Source organism: Filimonas effusa (assembly GCF_004118675.1).
GTDB lineage: Bacteria > Bacteroidota > Bacteroidia > Chitinophagales > Chitinophagaceae > Filimonas > Filimonas effusa.
The window spans coordinates 94062-109649 of sequence record NZ_SDHZ01000001.1 but is presented as its reverse complement, the minus strand read 5'-3'; the positions used below and the strand labels follow the sequence as shown (position 1 = coordinate 109649).

Annotated in this window: 14 protein-coding genes; 4 read left to right on the top strand and 10 right to left on the bottom strand. The window is 45.1% G+C overall.

What is annotated here, in order from left to right; translation table 11 throughout:
- Nucleotides 1–36 precede the first annotated feature (36 nt).
- Complete coding sequence (locus ESB13_RS00450) at nt 37–1887, bottom strand: carboxylesterase family protein (protein WP_129001083.1); 1851 nt, start codon at nt 1885–1887, stop codon at nt 37–39.
- A gap of 183 nt (nt 1888–2070) precedes the next feature.
- Here ESB13_RS00450 and ESB13_RS00445 point away from each other — a divergent pair, with 183 nt between their 5' ends.
- The 3 genes from ESB13_RS00445 to ESB13_RS00435 are packed head-to-tail and all read left to right on the top strand — an operon-like array spanning nt 2071 to nt 5287.
- A complete protein-coding gene (locus tag ESB13_RS00445; RefSeq protein WP_129001082.1) occupies nt 2071–3795 on the top strand; it encodes a glycosyltransferase family 39 protein in 1725 nt (574 codons plus the stop codon).
- 14 nt (nt 3796–3809) lie between these two features.
- Complete coding sequence (locus ESB13_RS00440; RefSeq protein WP_129001081.1) at nt 3810–4691, top strand: UbiA prenyltransferase family protein; 882 nt, start codon at nt 3810–3812, stop codon at nt 4689–4691.
- A complete protein-coding gene (locus ESB13_RS00435) occupies nt 4688–5287 on the top strand; it encodes an HAD family hydrolase (RefSeq protein ID WP_129001080.1) in 600 nt (199 codons plus the stop codon). Before ESB13_RS00440 ends, ESB13_RS00435 begins: the two co-directional genes overlap by 4 nt.
- A 375-nt stretch (nt 5288–5662) precedes the next feature.
- Here ESB13_RS00435 and ESB13_RS00430 read toward each other — a convergent pair whose 3' ends face one another.
- The 9 genes from ESB13_RS00430 to ESB13_RS00390 form a co-directional block, all read right to left on the bottom strand.
- Nucleotides 5663–6850 (bottom strand): ankyrin repeat domain-containing protein, encoded by a 1188-nt coding sequence (locus ESB13_RS00430; RefSeq protein ID WP_129001079.1) that lies wholly within the window; start codon nt 6848–6850, stop codon nt 5663–5665.
- A 2-nt stretch (nt 6851–6852) separates the two neighbouring features.
- Nucleotides 6853–8043 carry an ankyrin repeat domain-containing protein gene (locus ESB13_RS00425; protein ID WP_129001078.1) on the bottom strand — a complete coding sequence of 397 codons (1191 nt, stop codon included), beginning with the start codon at nt 8041–8043 and terminating at the stop codon, nt 6853–6855.
- Nucleotides 8044–8152: 109 nt separating this feature from the next.
- Entirely contained in the window at nt 8153–8710 is a 558-nt protein-coding gene (locus ESB13_RS00420; RefSeq protein ID WP_129001077.1) for a hypothetical protein, read from the bottom strand.
- A 113-nt stretch (nt 8711–8823) separates the two neighbouring features.
- The gene (locus ESB13_RS00415; RefSeq protein WP_129001076.1) at nt 8824–10089 is read right to left on the bottom strand and encodes a retropepsin-like aspartic protease; all 1266 of its coding nucleotides are present in this window, start codon (nt 10087–10089) and stop codon (nt 8824–8826) included.
- Nucleotides 10076–11326, bottom strand: coding sequence for an RNA polymerase sigma factor (locus ESB13_RS00410; RefSeq protein WP_129001075.1), 1251 nt, complete (start codon nt 11324–11326; stop codon nt 10076–10078). The genes ESB13_RS00415 and ESB13_RS00410 overlap by 14 nt, the downstream gene beginning before the upstream one ends.
- A gap of 9 nt (nt 11327–11335) precedes the next feature.
- Nucleotides 11336–11692 carry a YciI family protein gene (locus ESB13_RS00405; protein ID WP_129001074.1) on the bottom strand — a complete coding sequence of 119 codons (357 nt, stop codon included), beginning with the start codon at nt 11690–11692 and terminating at the stop codon, nt 11336–11338.
- An 81-nt stretch (nt 11693–11773) separates the two neighbouring features.
- Nucleotides 11774–12226, bottom strand: coding sequence for a nuclear transport factor 2 family protein (locus ESB13_RS00400; RefSeq protein WP_129001073.1), 453 nt, complete (start codon nt 12224–12226; stop codon nt 11774–11776).
- A gap of 36 nt (nt 12227–12262) precedes the next feature.
- A complete protein-coding gene (locus ESB13_RS00395; RefSeq protein ID WP_129001072.1) occupies nt 12263–13159 on the bottom strand; it encodes an alpha/beta hydrolase in 897 nt (298 codons plus the stop codon).
- Between the two features lie 192 nt (nt 13160–13351).
- A complete protein-coding gene (locus ESB13_RS00390) occupies nt 13352–14401 on the bottom strand; it encodes a hypothetical protein (protein WP_129001071.1) in 1050 nt (349 codons plus the stop codon).
- Nucleotides 14402–14849: 448 nt separating this feature from the next.
- Here ESB13_RS00390 and ESB13_RS00385 point away from each other — a divergent pair, with 448 nt between their 5' ends.
- A complete protein-coding gene (locus tag ESB13_RS00385; RefSeq protein WP_129001070.1) occupies nt 14850–15563 on the top strand; it encodes a DUF421 domain-containing protein in 714 nt (237 codons plus the stop codon).
- The last annotated feature ends 25 nt before the right edge of the window (nt 15564–15588 follow it).

Sequence of the window (15588 nt, the reverse complement as noted above, 5' to 3'; positions counted from 1 at the left end):
CTTTTCACGGGTAATTGACCTGCAGGCCACTTCGTGCTATTCTGCGATTTGTTTACGGAGCCATTCGAAGTATTGTTGCTGGATTGGGGCAGCCATATTCCCATGACCGGCATCGTCTGTAACAAAAGTCACCCGGGCGCCTGCCTGACGCAGACCAGTTACCAATCTTTCGGTTTGTGCATATGGGCAGTTCATATCCTGTTTGCCATGAAAAACGAAAACATTGCTATTATGGAATGGCGCCAGATTTCTTTTATCCAAAAAATTGAGACCTTTCTCATTGCCCCAGTCCCGCGCCAGGTTGGGATGGCCCGATATTATGGCAATAGCTTTATATGTTCCGGGATGTTCATAAAAGGTTCTGTATACGCCATATCCTCCCATCGAAAATCCGCTGAGAATAATATTATGACCATCTATATTATAGTTATCAAGTGCATCGGCAATAGACATTGCAATATCTTGCTGCGATCCGGCAGTTGCATAGCAATTTGACACGCCCCGGCCATTAGGGGCCAACACTATAAAGTCATCGGGCAGGGAGCTTGTCGAACCAAGAACCCTATCGTCATCTCCACTTCCGTGCAGGTAAATAAGCAGCGGGTATTTCTTATTGGGGTTGTAGTTTGCCGGAATCTTTATGCTGTAAGGAAGTGGCTGCTGATTTGTCTGGCTGTAGTAAGCTCTCCGGAATACTCCCGTTTTACATATCAGCTGATCATTCCCCTTTTGGGCTTCGGACAGGTACCGGCTGATGTCTGCTATTTTTTGTCTTAGTTCGTAAGAGGTCTCATATGTCTTCATCTTTTTCAATGCAGCGGCCAGGTCTTCAATGTAAAACAGAAGCGTATAATAGGAACCCTGCGTGATCTTTGCTCTCAGGCTGGTTAATGCATGCTTTAACTCCTCTATGTCTGTATGAGGCAGGATACTCAGGTTGTGTGCCGCTATTATGTCATTTCCCTCTGTAATTTCTATGGTGTATCCACCAGCTATTAATCCACTGGTATTTATTGTTAATTCTGTTTTATGGCTGTCGCCGGCAGCAAGTAACAGACTTTGCCTTTTAACAAGCTTATCTTCTCCGGATCTGAAGTTTACCATGATATTCCTGCTTTTAACGAATGCCGTTTCAGGCTCTCTGAAAACAATTCCGAGCGCTTCATTTTCCTCTATATTATTTCTTTTTAGCTGTGATATGGGAGCGCCTTTATATTCTGAAGGAGAAACAAAATTGGCCACCTCATATTTTCTGGCGGCCCCTTCTGCTTCAACGAGCTCGTCTTCTTTTATGGAATAATGACGTTTCGCTTCAGTGCCGCTTGCTTTTACAAAGTATAAGTTGATGCCGATTGCATTTAACCACGGATGATAGGGGTAGACCTCCTTCCAGGGTAATAACAGCTCAAAACTTATTCTGCCATGTTGCTTTTTTGTCGCCAGCTGAGTAGAGGGGCTCAGACGCCGGAATGCCAGATCAACATTGTAATACCATTGTATTTTAGACCATACCGACCCTTCAGGCCCAAAGCCCAGCACATAAAATTCACTGGCTGGCTGGTTTTCTTTTTCAGGCTTTGCTATAACCAGCTGGAAACCGTCTCCATTCTGAAAGGGCCTGTCCCTGTTTATAATACTATCGGCGGGTGTTTCGATATATAAGTAGAAAAAATCACGGTGATAGGCCATGCAGTAGCTGACGTTAAGGCTGCCAGATAGGTTATTCCCGGCGTGAGCGGGCTGAAGTTGTTGTAAGGGACATGACTGCATCGCCGGCTCCAAAATGCCGTCGATAATGGGACTGGCAGCAATATAAGGAATGTCTAACTGAGCGGTTGCAAGGATTGGCAAAAAGATGAACACTACAAGCAGCTGGCGCATTCTCATGTTTTATGTTTTGGTTTTTCCAGAGCCCGCAAAATTATTTCCTTTTTAGGAAGACAGCCGAAGTTTGGGGCACAATGGGTTAAAATCAGCTTAAGATATGCTTTAAGGTTTGCCCTAAAGGGCTATATAAGCCTCATATCTAATATTTTTGCAAATATTAAAATCCCCTAACCTGTTGCCCAAATGTTTAATCCGACTCTAAAAGCGAAATATTTTCCTATTGTCATTATTGGCGTTCTTTCTTTGATAGAACTGCTGGTGTCGTTCCAGGGATTTGATTTGTGCGACGAGGGATGGACTTTATCAGGATACCAGCAATTTGCCAGAAACCCGGAATCGGTTCAATACCAGTTCCTGTATTATAACTCTTTGGTAATAGGCGCTGCCTGGAATGCAGTTTTTGGAGGGCTTGGCATTATTGGGTTCCGGCTGCTCGACTCTGTTTTTATAATATTAACGGGTCTTGTTGTGTATGCTATTTTAAAGGAAATAGTTAACAGGTGGCTCATACTAGCCGGGCTTGTAGCATGTGTTCTCATGCGCGAATGGGGAAGTATGATCTTCAATCACAACAGCATTTCTGCCTTTCTGGTAGTTAGCGCGGTTTATTTTATGCTCAGGTCGTTTAAAAGCGACAAAACCTTTTATCTTTTTCTCTCTTTTTTTATCATAGGGGTAAATGTTTTTTCGCGTTTACCCAATTTAACCATGTTCGCCCTGGGCATTGCCCTGCTGGTTGATTATGCTTATAAAAAAGATCCTAAATTATTGTTCAGGCAGGTAGCAGCGGCATTTCTCGGAAGTTTGTCGGGCATAGCATTCATTTTATTCTATCTTAAATTAAGCGGCAATCTTCAGCATTTCAGCATCGCCTTGCAGGATATGAGATCGGCAGGATCGGACCCGGAGAGCACGCATCAATTACCGATGATGCTTAAAGTGTATTTCGCCAATTACAAGACCGTATTTAAGCATCTGCTGGTAGAAGCTGCACTTATCGGTCTTTTTGTTGTAAGCCAGCTAAAGATCAGGAACAGCATCTTCCGTTACGCTTTCTTTGCGTTTTTTATGTTTTGTTTTGTGTACCTGCTGCTTCGCTGGAAGAGTCCGATCACATGGAGCTATAGTATTGTTACCATGATCCTTTTGTTTTCACTGGTGCAATTCCGCAGGCAATATTTAATTACGCAGCTTATTGTTATTGCGCTTATCGTCGCCAACTTTCTGCCGCTAGGCAGTGATTTTGGCATCGACAATATGGGATACGCATCATTGTATATAGCCTGGCCATTGTCGATAGGTTTACTTGGGGTTATCATCAGCAACACCAATGCGCCGTACACAAGGTCATTACAACAGTTTGCCCTGGTATTAATGGGCGCCTTTTTTTTACGCCAGGCCGTGGCTATAAGCCAATACTGCTACTTTGATGAAGGCAGCCGTTTTAACAAACGCTATGCAGTCAACAACCGGCTGGCAAACACGTTCACTACCAAAGAGAAAGCAGCGATCATGGATGAGCTTTTATTGCATCTTTCCCGTTATGTTAAAAAAGACGATTACCTGCTTTGCTTCCAGTCGCTTCCTATGGTGAATTATGTTACTGAAACCAGGCCATATCTCAATAATTCCTGGGTATGGACCTACGACCCATCGCTGATGTCGGCCAAATTTGTTGAAGCAGAAAAGAATATAAAAGAACTTCCTGTTATAGTAAGAGAAAAATGCCAGCCGCTCAGTGGCAAGTGGACCACTCCCCTGCCTTCTTACAACAGGGAGGATCTGCCCACCACTTACGAATACAAGGGTTCAAAAATCAAGTTAATAAACAATTTCATTTCTGTAAATGCTTACAAGGTTGCCTGGGAAAACAATTTATTTCAAATTCTTGTTCCACCGCATCTGTAAATACTACCCGTGGTATGCCTGATATTATTAAACTACTTCGCATTTCGCATTGGATAAAGAACCTGTTCATATTTATGCCGTTGTTTTTTAGCGGCGGTTTTTTCGATCTATCCAAACTAAGTACTGCCGGCTGGGCTTTTCTGGCCTTTTGCTTAACAGCGAGTGCTATTTATTGCCTGAATGACATCATCGACGTTAAAAATGACCGTTTACATAAGGAAAAGAGCAAACGGCCTATCGCTGCCGGCAAGGTAACCGTTACACAGGCTTACATGGTAATGGGCGTTTTACTTTTACTGGCGGCGTCTATTTTCCTGTTCACAGAATTATCGGGAAATTATACAGTCATTGGTCTTACCGTGTTTTATTTCCTGATGAATATTGCCTACTGCCTGCACCTGAAACATTATTCCATTATCGATGTACTGATCATTTCACTTGGCTTTGTATTACGTGTGGTGATAGGAGGTTTTGCCACCGGCACTATTTTATCGCACTGGATTGTACAGATGACGTTTTTGCTGGCATTATTCCTGGCTTTTGCCAAACGGCGCGATGATGTGGTACTCTTTACACAAACGGGCATTAAACCTCGTAACAATACCCACCGGTATACGTTAGAGTTCATTAACCAGGCGACCTCAAGTATTGCCTCTATAACTATGGTATGTTATATCATGTATTCCACTTCTGAGGAAGTAGTGAAGCGTTTTCATAACGACTATATTTATATTACTTCCTTATTTGTGCTCTCCGGTCTTTTAAGATACCAGCTACTCACCATAGTGGATGCGCGCAGCGGAAGCCCTATTAAATTATTGTTGAAAGACAAGTTTCTACAGGTTTGCCTGCTGGGCTGGGCACTTACTTTCTTTGTTATAATTTATAAGCGATGACAAAACGGAAACTGGTTGCTTTCGACTTTGATGGAACGATCACCAACAAAGACACATTTCTTTCTTTTATTCGCTTTGTAAAGGGCAACAAGGCTTTTTACCTGGGTTTTGCAAAGCATATACTTCCTATCATTGGGTTTAAAGCGGGCTTATATCCGAACTGGAAAGCAAAACAGCTGGTATTTTCTCATTTTTTTAAGGGGATGAACTACCAGGAATTCCAGGAATACGGCAACAAATTTTCAATTGAAATAGAAAAGATGATACGGCCTGCTGCGCGGGAGGCCATTAGAACAGCAGTGCGGGAGGCCGATGCGGTATATGTTATCACTGCCAGCGTAGAAGACTGGGTGAAGCCCTGGTGTAACCAAAACGGGATTTCACTTGTATTGGGAACTACCGTAGAGGTTGACGCCGATGGCAAATTAACCGGTCGTTTTTCATGCGCCAATTGCTATGGGCAGGAAAAAGTAAACCGCCTGCTGCTTAAAGAACCCGACCGTTCTTCTTATACCCTGCAATCTTTTGGCGACAGCAAAGGAGATAAGCAACTGATTGCGTTTTCTGACGAAGGGTGGCTGAATAAGTTTGTTTAGAATAATGTAATTGTATCGTAAGAACCTATTCTCTTCCGGGCTTTGCAATAGCAAGACCAGATTATATACCAGCAGGTAACCGCCAATACCTATAACGGCAAACATTCTCGTGAGATCGCAGGAGCCGCCACCAATAGCATCACCTGAATCAAGCCTGTCTGTCAGGAAGAATACATAGACCATTATAGCACAGGGAAGCAGGAATATTAGTTTCAGTATATCTGGTGTTTTCATCCAAGTTTTTTTTTAAAAAATCAATAACAAATAACCGGCCAGTTTAAGCGGGAAGCTATTACAATTAAAAAGCCGGCTTGTTTTATCAGCCGGCTTTTTAATTATAAATCACATACAACTTCATCAGTCGATGGTTCTGCTTTATTCTTTAACCTGATGTGTTTTTGTGAGAATAAGTTCAGTGATCTCGTTGAATCCTTTGATATTGGAATAGTCGATGGCTTTTTGTTCTTTGACGTTGACGATACAGCTATCGGCGTTGTTGTCGAGCAGGTATTTTACGGTGTCTTTTTTGCCGTTGGCGGCGGCATAATGTAACGGGGTGTTGCCAGATTCGTCCTGGATGTTAATATCGGCACCCTGCTCTATCAAGAGCTTTACCATGCTAAGATTTCCTTTTTTAACCGCCATATGCAGCAGGCTTTCGCCACCGTAGCTGTAGCTGGTATTGAGGCTGAAGCTGGCGTCGACGGAGAGGTTGTTGGCCGTAACGACCCAGTCGAGATAGGCGTTCATGGAAGCGCTGTCTTCACCCAGGGGCTTGCTGAAGTTGACATCAACTCCGTTATCGAGGAAAAGCTGAACCATTTCCTTCTGATTATGTGCGCAGGCATACCAGATGGGCGACAAACCAGCATTGGTAGCAGCGGAGATATTGGCGCCCTGATCGATAAGCTGGCGGACAATGGCCCTGTTTGCGTCCTGGCAGGCCATTAGAAGCGCTGTTTCGCCTGCATCGTTGACATGGTTGACATCGGCGCCATTTTCCAATAACAGGCTTATTACGGGGATTGCTTTGGCGCGTACGGCAATCAGCAGGGCGTTGTCGCCTGTTTTATTGGTGGCATTAATGCTGGCTCCATTGTTCAGCAGCATTTCTACGATCTCTTTGTTACGTGCGCGGGTTGCCAGGAGCAGCGGCGGTTCACCGTTGTTGTTGAGGGCATTTACGTCTAAGCCCTGTTCTACCAGTTTTCCGACGATCTCTTTCTGACCAAGATGAGCAGTAAGATGTAACAGGCTGTTGCCGGAGGTATCGTTGATATTGGCATTTGCGCCTTTTTCGAGGAGATAAAGGGCGGTTTGTTTTTGCCGTTGCAGGCAGGCGAAGAACAAGGGCGTTTCGCCTGCATGATCTTCATAGTCGAGGTCGGCGCCTTCTTCAACGAGGATCTTCACAATATCGATATAACCGCGGTGGGCGGCGTAGTGAAGGGCAGTTCTGCCCCGTTCGTCGGTATATTTGACGTCGGCTTCTTTATTGGCGAGGAGTAATTCGGCTATTTTCCTGTTACCGTTTTCGCAGGCGACTATAAATGACATTGACATGGTTAGTTGTTTTTGGATTGCATGAGAAGATCCACTGTTTTTACTTTCAGGTTGTCTTTAGATGCCAGCATGATGGGAGTTTCTTCCTGATCGTTTGTGATGGAAGGGTCGGCGCCGGCGTCGAGCAGGAGTTTGACCTTCTGGTATAATTTACGCGCCGCCTCCTGATCGTAGTTGACGTTATAGGCGCACACCTTATGCAGGAAGGTATTACCATGATCGTCCTGACGATTGATGTCTATGGCGTCTGCGGCAAGCACGGCTTTTACCACTTCAGGCGCTTTTTCGGACAGCCAATCGATACCTGATTTGGGAACGTTGTAATAGGGAGAGGCCTGGTAAATGCTGGCTCCATCTTCAAGCATCTGAAGCAGCAACGCTATAGTGTCGGGGGAACCGGCATAAGCCATACGCAGGAAACCTGTGAAGATGTATTCTCCATCTTTATTCGCGGTATCGAAATCCGGCGAAGCATATTCTTTTAACTTATCGTACACTGCTTTGTTCTGTTGTTCCACGACAGCGTAGTAGTAAGCACTATTGCCTTTGTTATCCTGTTCATTGGGATCGGCGCCGTGTTGCAGCAGCAGATCGAGATAATTCTTTTTGCCACGCTGGATGGCCAGCATGAGTGGTGTTGTACCTACAACATTCCTGTGATTGACATCCACTCCGTTGGATAGGAGCAGTTCTATATATGCCTTTGCTTTTGTTTCATCGGGCATACCTTTGTTCACTACGTTGTGCAGGAGGTTCATGTCTGCATTGTTCTTGTATTGCACATCGCAGCCTTCTTCGATCAGGCATTGGATGACAGCGGGATCGGCGGCTTCTTCTATGCAGAATTGCAGTACTGTTGTATCGCGCACTTCATCGTTCCTGTTCTGAACCTTTTGCATGAATTCGCGCAGGAAGGCGAGCGATGCTTCGTCACCTTTCAGGCTCATGGCTATATTTTTGAAGACAGAGCGATCGAGGTTGTCGAACTCATAAACATCTGTTTGTATCAGGTCGTTTTCAATGAGGCTATCGACAAGGTCAAAAGCTTTTTCCCGCAGGATGCTGTTGATGATCTGGGATTTGTTGTTTTCGGCATACTGTCCGGAAAGTGGTTCTCCATTCTGTAAACGTTCTCTTGCTTCGTCCATTTTGCCACGCATGATGGCCTCTGCGACTGCAGTTCCTGGTGTCATAATACTATTGTCATTAGAAATCAATCGGCAACAACTGCAAAAAAAAGGCCAATTATGGCAGCGCTACTTTGGGACCAAGAAATTTGGATTTAGTGTGGAGTATCGTTTTTTAATATTCGGATGCGGTGATAGTGAACTGATACATGATGTTTGCCGAAAAACCGGGTTTATTGGCTACGGGAGTGATGAGGAACTCGAAGGTAGGTTCCAAACCTGTATGCTGTAGCGTTTCGCCACCCAGGATATCGACCTTATACCATCCATTAGGCAGAGAGATCTTCGTTATTCTGCTACTGGTAAGGGTTACGAGCGTAGCAGGGGTAAAATTCCGGATATAGGGAATGGTATACAGATACACTTCGCCGGAAATTACCTGCATACGGTATCCTTCCTGTTTTATCTGCAGGCGGCTTGTTTCTTTCAGCAGTTCGGGAATGGCAGAAGACATGTTGAAGTAGATGGTATAAGGATAGTTTTCGATGCGTGCCATGGGAATCATGACGCCGTCTTCAACGACCTGGTCGCCGGCTGTACTGGTTGTAAATTCAGAGATAAGGTCGTCGGGCAACTGATGTCTATTTTTAAAATCCATCAACAGGTATGGATCTCCCAGCAGGAAGTAATCAACGAGGTCGTTGAGCACTTCTTCAAATTTTACTACACTCATAGGGCTACCAGTTTAATCGTATCACAATATACGTAATGGATGGTAGGTGACGGATGGCTGACGGCAGAATTTTAAAGGCGCCGGCGGTATTCCGTGGGCATTGAATGCGGGGGTTAATTGAAGTGGATAAACATTTGATCGAAGTTCAGGGTCATTGAGCTGAATTGTCTGATAACGTCCTGGCCAATATTGCCGTAGATGCCTTTTTCATTTTTAACATTTTCGGTAAGGACATCTACGTTTGGCAGATGAACTTGCTTTCCGTCGATTTTGAATGACGCAGCAATTTGATAGCCGCTCACAGATCTGCCGCCGCCTGCCCCGCCGAAATTTATGCTGGCGGGCTTGTAATTATTGGTGATCGATTGCTGATTGGCAAGGTAGTAAGGACGATAAAAGAGGGAATGATCGGCTCCCGTATCGAATGTAAAAGGGTCTTCACCGATAAAGATCAGCGGGATAAGGCCGTCGAGTGCCAGGTTGGCCGAGGCATGCCCGCTACTTTTTTGCCTGGATACTTTGAAATAGCCATCTTCCGTTATCTGGATCTCCTTCATGGCTTCGATAACAGGGAAGCCGAGGATGCCATTGATATGGTAATCGATCTGCTGAAATGAGAGATCGATATCATCGAAGACCAGGAAAACGGCATTATGCAGTTCTATATTACCTATAAGCAGCTTTTTACACACCGCTAACTGTGCGGCAACCTGCTTTCCGGTAATGGCTGTTATTTTAATATCGGAAGCAATAATGTTCATCAACATCTTTTTCGCTACCGACTTTGCAATGGTGGAAATATTGGCTCCGGTGTCGAAAACAAAAGACACTGAATCAATTCCGTTGGATACCATGAGATTTTTTAAGCCTACCTTATCGCCCCGGATGCCAAGGATAGTATTGTCTTTAATAAGTATCGTCTGCGGCGGAATATTTTCGAGGGAGGACCATAGTTTAAAATCATTTTGCAGTTCTTTTAGTTTTTCGGGGGAAAGGTATTGCCTGTAGTTATTCAGCAGCGTGCCAACTGCAGCCGCTGCTTCGTGGTAGTGATAGCGTTTAACGGCATTGTCTTTCCTGATCTCATACAAAGCAACCATAAGCGTATCAGGGAGGGGCTGCTTTTGTTTCAACAATTTGTTTATGCTGTTTTCCGATTCCTGCAGCTTATTGAAGCTATTGTTAAGGCAGGCGCTGAAATAGTATTGATATGCGGCTGGAATATGTTTTCGTTCTTTTTCATAGAATTGCTTTGCTTTTATGAAGCTCTTTTGCTCTATCATTTTACAGATATCCGTTACTACAGCGGGAGTTTGATTGTAGGCGCGAATAGCTGTAAAGACCAATACCAGCATAGTGGTTGTTTTAAGCATGTTCATGGTTTTGATTTTGATTTCCGGGATGATGATTTGTTGTTAGCAGCGCTATTCTGGCAGCCAGGGTTTTCTTTTCAATGACAGACCCGGTAAGGGAGATCGCTTTCCGGTAGTGGGCAATAGCGGTATCCGGGTTTATGCCGGAGTACAAATACCCCATAAGACCGTGGTAGTAGCTGCTGTTGCCGAGGGCTAGTTTTTCAGCTTCAGGAATAGCCTGTTGCGCGCCATAGACTTTGGCGAATACAAAAGTTCGATTAAGAGCCGTTGCCGGGGAATATTCGAAGATAAGCAGCTGGTTATAGAGTTGCAGGATGTGCTGCCATTTTTTATCGTGTGCAGTTGTGTGCCAGTATGCGATAGCGGCTTCGAGATGGTACTTTGATAATTCTTGTTTATTAAAGGCGGCGACCAGGTACGTATTTCCTTTGTTTACCAGGAACTGGTCCCAGAGGGAGTGGTCCTGTTCTTCGAACAAGATGGCTTCGCCATTATGATCTGTGCGCGCATCGAGGCGAGAGCTCTGATAGCAGAACAATGCGAGCAGGGCATTTGCAGGCGGTGTATTGGTAAGCTTGTTTTCTATAAGCAGCAGCGCCAGGCGCATGGCCTCGGAGCAGAGGTCTTTACGGATGAGGGTATCGTGGGTTTTAGAAAAATAGCCTTCATTGAATAAGAGGTATAAGGTTTTGAGGACAGTGTCGTGCCTGGTATTGATCTGGGCCTCGCTAAGGTCATGGATTTCGAAATTATTATTACGAAGATTTGTCCTGGCCCTCTGCAGACGTTTTTTAATAGTTTCCGTTTTTGCCAGGAACGCGTTTGCAATTTCTTCAACACTAAAGCCGCAAAGGATCTGCAATGCCAGGCAAACCTGTGCTTCGGGGGAATTTGCCGGATTGCAGACTGCGAAGATCATAGCCAACTGGCTGTCGGCTATGATGCTGGTTGTAAAATCGAATTCATGACCGGGGGTTATATTGCTGCTTTGCAGCGTCTTTTTTATTTGCCTTTCGAAGAGCTGATCACGTTTCAGGTAGTCTTTCGCTTTATTCCTTGCGACAGTATAGAGCCAGGCTGTTGGATTATCGGGGATCCCGTGAACAGCCCAGTATTCGGAAGCTTTTAAAAAAGTATCGCTGGCGATATCTTCAGCTATCTCGATATGCTGCAAGCCGAAATGACGGCTTAATACAGCCGTCATCCTGGAATACTCCTGGCGAAACAGGTGTGGGATCATGGGAAGCTATTAGCTATTATCTTCGGGCGTGACCACTTTCCTCACTTCTACCTTGCCGCCTATATTGAGTATAGGGCAGCCTTTGGCCAAGGTAACTGCTTCATCGATGGTTACTGCTTTTACTACTATAAAGCCGTTGATAAATTCTTTTACTTCGGTGTAGGGGCCATCGGTAACGATATCGCCGGGGGCGATGGTTTTGCTTTCGGTCATGGAGAGGCGATTACCTTTATCGGCCAGCTTGTCCTGTGCTGCGATCCCGCCCATCCAGTTCATCCAATCGTTGAGCAGCTGCTGCATTTGTTCGGGGGACAATTTAGATGCGGGATCAACGCTGTTTCTGAAGATCAATACAAATTCTTTCATTTTTAGATTTTTTGGTTTGTATTTATGACGATCGACAATTTGTTATGGGGACAAGGCGGGTAAAAATATTTTATTGCCTGCTCACTGTTGAAGAGAACCATTGCGTTGCATTCGTTCCGAGGCTACTGACGGCAGGGTTGTATTACCGGTTTGGCCAGAGAAATTGAATTTAAATTCCTGGATCAGCCATGTGCCGGCAGTCTTTTTTAGCAGGATATCGTAGGCACCTTCTACCGTCCATACGCTGCCATCGATGAAATGGTCTGCCTTACCCTGGCATTGCACTGTTGCGGTATTGTCATAGACTGCTGTTTTAAATGCGGTGACGGCATGGTGCGTTTTATCGAAGCCCGGCAGGAAGGCTGCCCAGGCGGTTGTGATTTCGCCCGGCGTTTGCCAGGCAGCGGGATTACCGGTCATGGAGGTGTAATCGAGCAGGACACTGGAAGCCATGGCAGCTTCTGCTTTCTGCCAATTGCGTGCATCAACTGCGGCGAAGAATTCTATAACCTGTTGAATTATTTCGTTTCCCATTTCTTTATCGGTTTTTTCCTGTTTTGTGTTTCGGAATCAGTTCCTGTTTGTTTTAAAGAAAGTATTTATTGTTGCGACTGCTTCGGCGACCTGTATGGGGTTGTCGTAGAAATCGAACTGGGAGCCGTTGGTCCAATGTAATACTTTATGTTGATGTGGAATAGTATTAAAGAATTTTTTTGTATAGTCCGGCAATACAGCCTGATCGGAATGGATCATCAATACGGGGGTAGTGATATGTGCGGCGACAGGCATGGGGTTGAATGTAAGCCAGTCTTCCCAGCTCATAACGGCGAATTTATCTGCGCTCCATTGTGGGACGGCACCCCGATTGGGATCGAGATAATAGTCGTATTCGCCGAACATGGCGGCGTTTTCATCGGTTGTACTGATGGCGGGGATAAAAGTTGTTTCGTTTGTTTCTTCGAACAGTTCTTTTGCTTTACGGGCCTGGTATATTTTCTGGCGAACGCCCTGTTCGCCTCCATAGATCATTTTAACCGCTTCGTTATCGTGCAGCCAGGCAGCTACAGCAGCCAACCCTTTCACCCTTTTATCACCGGCTGTTACCGTAGCCATATAGCCTGAGCTTGCACAAATAGAAACAAGAAAGATGTTATCGTTATCGACGTTCTGGAAATTGTACAGGAATGAAACTGCATTTTTATAGTCTTCGATCTTTGCCTGCGGGTTTTCCCAGAACCTTGGTTTGCCCTGGCTTTCGCCGAAGAACCTGGGATCGATGGCGAGGGTGATGAAGCCTTGTTTTGCGAGTTCTGCTGCATACAACCCGCTCATTTGTTCTTTGACTGTAGTCCACGAGCCGCCTACGAGGATAGCGGGGTAGTTTTTTTCAGGGTTAAAATCCGGGGGCATATAGACGTTGCCCACGAGGACGCATCCGTTGCTATTGAAATAGACCTTTTGTTTCATTTTATTGGATTTTATATTCAGGCGTTATGCCAGAGACTGTTCCATTATGCAGCCAGGTGCCACGGTAAATAATTGGATTTTATATTCAGGCGTTATGCCAGAGACTGTTCCATCATGCAGCCAGGTGCCACGGTAAATACTTACCATGACTTCGGGGCCTGGGCTGCATAAATGGAAACCAGAGTAACGTGGTTATTTGATCTTACTGCAATCGATGCGTTCACCATTGGTACGCACTTTAAGACTGCCGTATTTCCCGTTGCCTTCGTAGGGGCGTTCAAAGATCATATTATCGTAGTAGCAGTTACCGGAGGTTTTATCTTTATAAGCGACCATGATATATCGAGCGGTTTGCTTATAGAGGATGATGCCGAGTTCATTCTTCATTACTTTATAGTCATCACCGGGGCCTACCACAAACTTCAGTACCTGGGCATTTGCGGGGAGGAATTTAATAATAGCTGCTTTGCTTAGCTGGGGATCGTTGAAGGCGTAGCTTTTTTCTGCGAATTCCCCGGGCAGATCGGCCTGGGATGCATCATCATCTTGTTTGAAAGCATTGGCTTTCTGCTGGATGGGTGTAATAAAGGAGGTAAAGCCTGCCGCGCTTTTCATAGTGAGGAAGAAGGAACCTTCGAGGTCTTCTATTTTCCATTTAAATTCTTCTTTTTTACCCGGACTGGCGTGTTGCATGACCATACCTATGAGAGACGGAGCCTGCATGAATTGGGCATAGCGGGTGGTAGCTTCGGCGGGTTTTGCCAGTACATCGAAATCGAGCTGGGTGGCTTCCTGGTTGATCTTTGACGCATCTATTTTCACGTAGTTAACGGAATAATCGTCATCTCCCTGTTGTTTGTAGGCGACATCAAAAGTAAGGATGTTACCGGAGAGGTATTCCTTAATGGGTTTAGGGAATACGATGCGGGCGTAGATGTTATCCCCTTCCTGGAATTCGGTAGTGTACTGTGGTGTTGCAGAGGAGAGCTTCGTTTTTGAAAAAAAGATACTTATGTTCTTTTTTTTTGTGGCTGCTGAGACATCTTCGGCTTTCTTCGCGGCTTCTGCGGCATCGGCAGGTTTGGCATCTTTCGCTGCGGCACCTGCTTTTTTAATCATTTTTCCAAGTTGCGCCTGTGTGGGCTGCGACAGGGATAAGAGGACGGCTGCTGTGAGCAAAGACGCTATACCAAAGCGTGAGGAACTTATACCTATCTGTGGCAAAAAAGAGAATTTTCTCATACGGTTATTTTGACTGTTTTAGAATATACCAGGACAATGTTTTAATCTTTCACTTTTTGTATTGGCTTTACTGTTGCCAGTTTATAAGGAGCATTTCTGTTTCCAATATCGCTCAGGGATCAGCAGCTTCGACAGAAAGCAGGGCTTTGAGGCTACCGGCATACTGTTGCGCTACAGGTAATGGCGGTAAGGGTGAGCACGATTTCATAGTTGCAGTGAATTGTTCCGCAAAACAACACGATCCGGCTTTCAATCTCATTTACATTTGGCAAGATTTTACACTTTTTACGATGTTTTTTTGTGTGCAGGCTTTCCGGGGAGGTTGCTGTTCTGCCGGTAACAAGACTATGTAATAATACGGGAGCTGATTTACGTGGATTGTAAAGATCGGCTTGCTGTTTGCAACAAAGATTGCACTTACACTGTTAATGCATTGATATCAAATAATATGACACTAGGAGATATTTCGCAGGCCCAACCTTCGGCGTTGAACAAATTGTTATTCGGGGACCAGGATCATTGGTTTCTGCCCGAGATATTACTCAGGACACTGGTGATGTATATCGTTGTACTGATTGGGTTAAGGTTAATGGGGAAAAGAGGGGTAAGACAACTGAGTGTATTTGAGCTAGTGGTTATTATAGGGCTGGGGTCGGCGGCTGGTGATCCTATGTTCTATCAAGAGGTGGGGTTATTATCGGCAGTGGCCGTATTTGTTGCTGTGATTACGTTTTATCGTTTCACTACTTATTTAACTGCGAAATCGAAGAAGGTGGAGCAACTGATAGAGGGCAAAACCGTTTGCCTGATCGAGGACGGGAAGTTTTGTATAGATAGTTTTAAAAAGGAAGATCTTGCCCAGGATGAGTTTTTCTCGGAGTTGCGGCTAAAGGGCGTTTCGCAGCTGGGCCAGGTAGACCGGGCTTATCTTGAGCTATCGGGGGAGTTAAGTGTGTTTTATTTTGCCGATGAGGCGGTAAAGCCGGGGTTATCCATTTTGCCGCATGAGTTTGATAAGCAGGTGACGACTATAGTGGAAACGGATGTATATGCCTGTACACGTTGTGGCAATACGCAAAAGATAGCGGGCAGTGCTGCGGTTTGTGCGGTTTGCGAGGGGAAGAAATGGGTTAAGGCTGTTGCGCACAAGCGGGTGCCGTAACGGGTAAGACGGGATTGATGGGGCT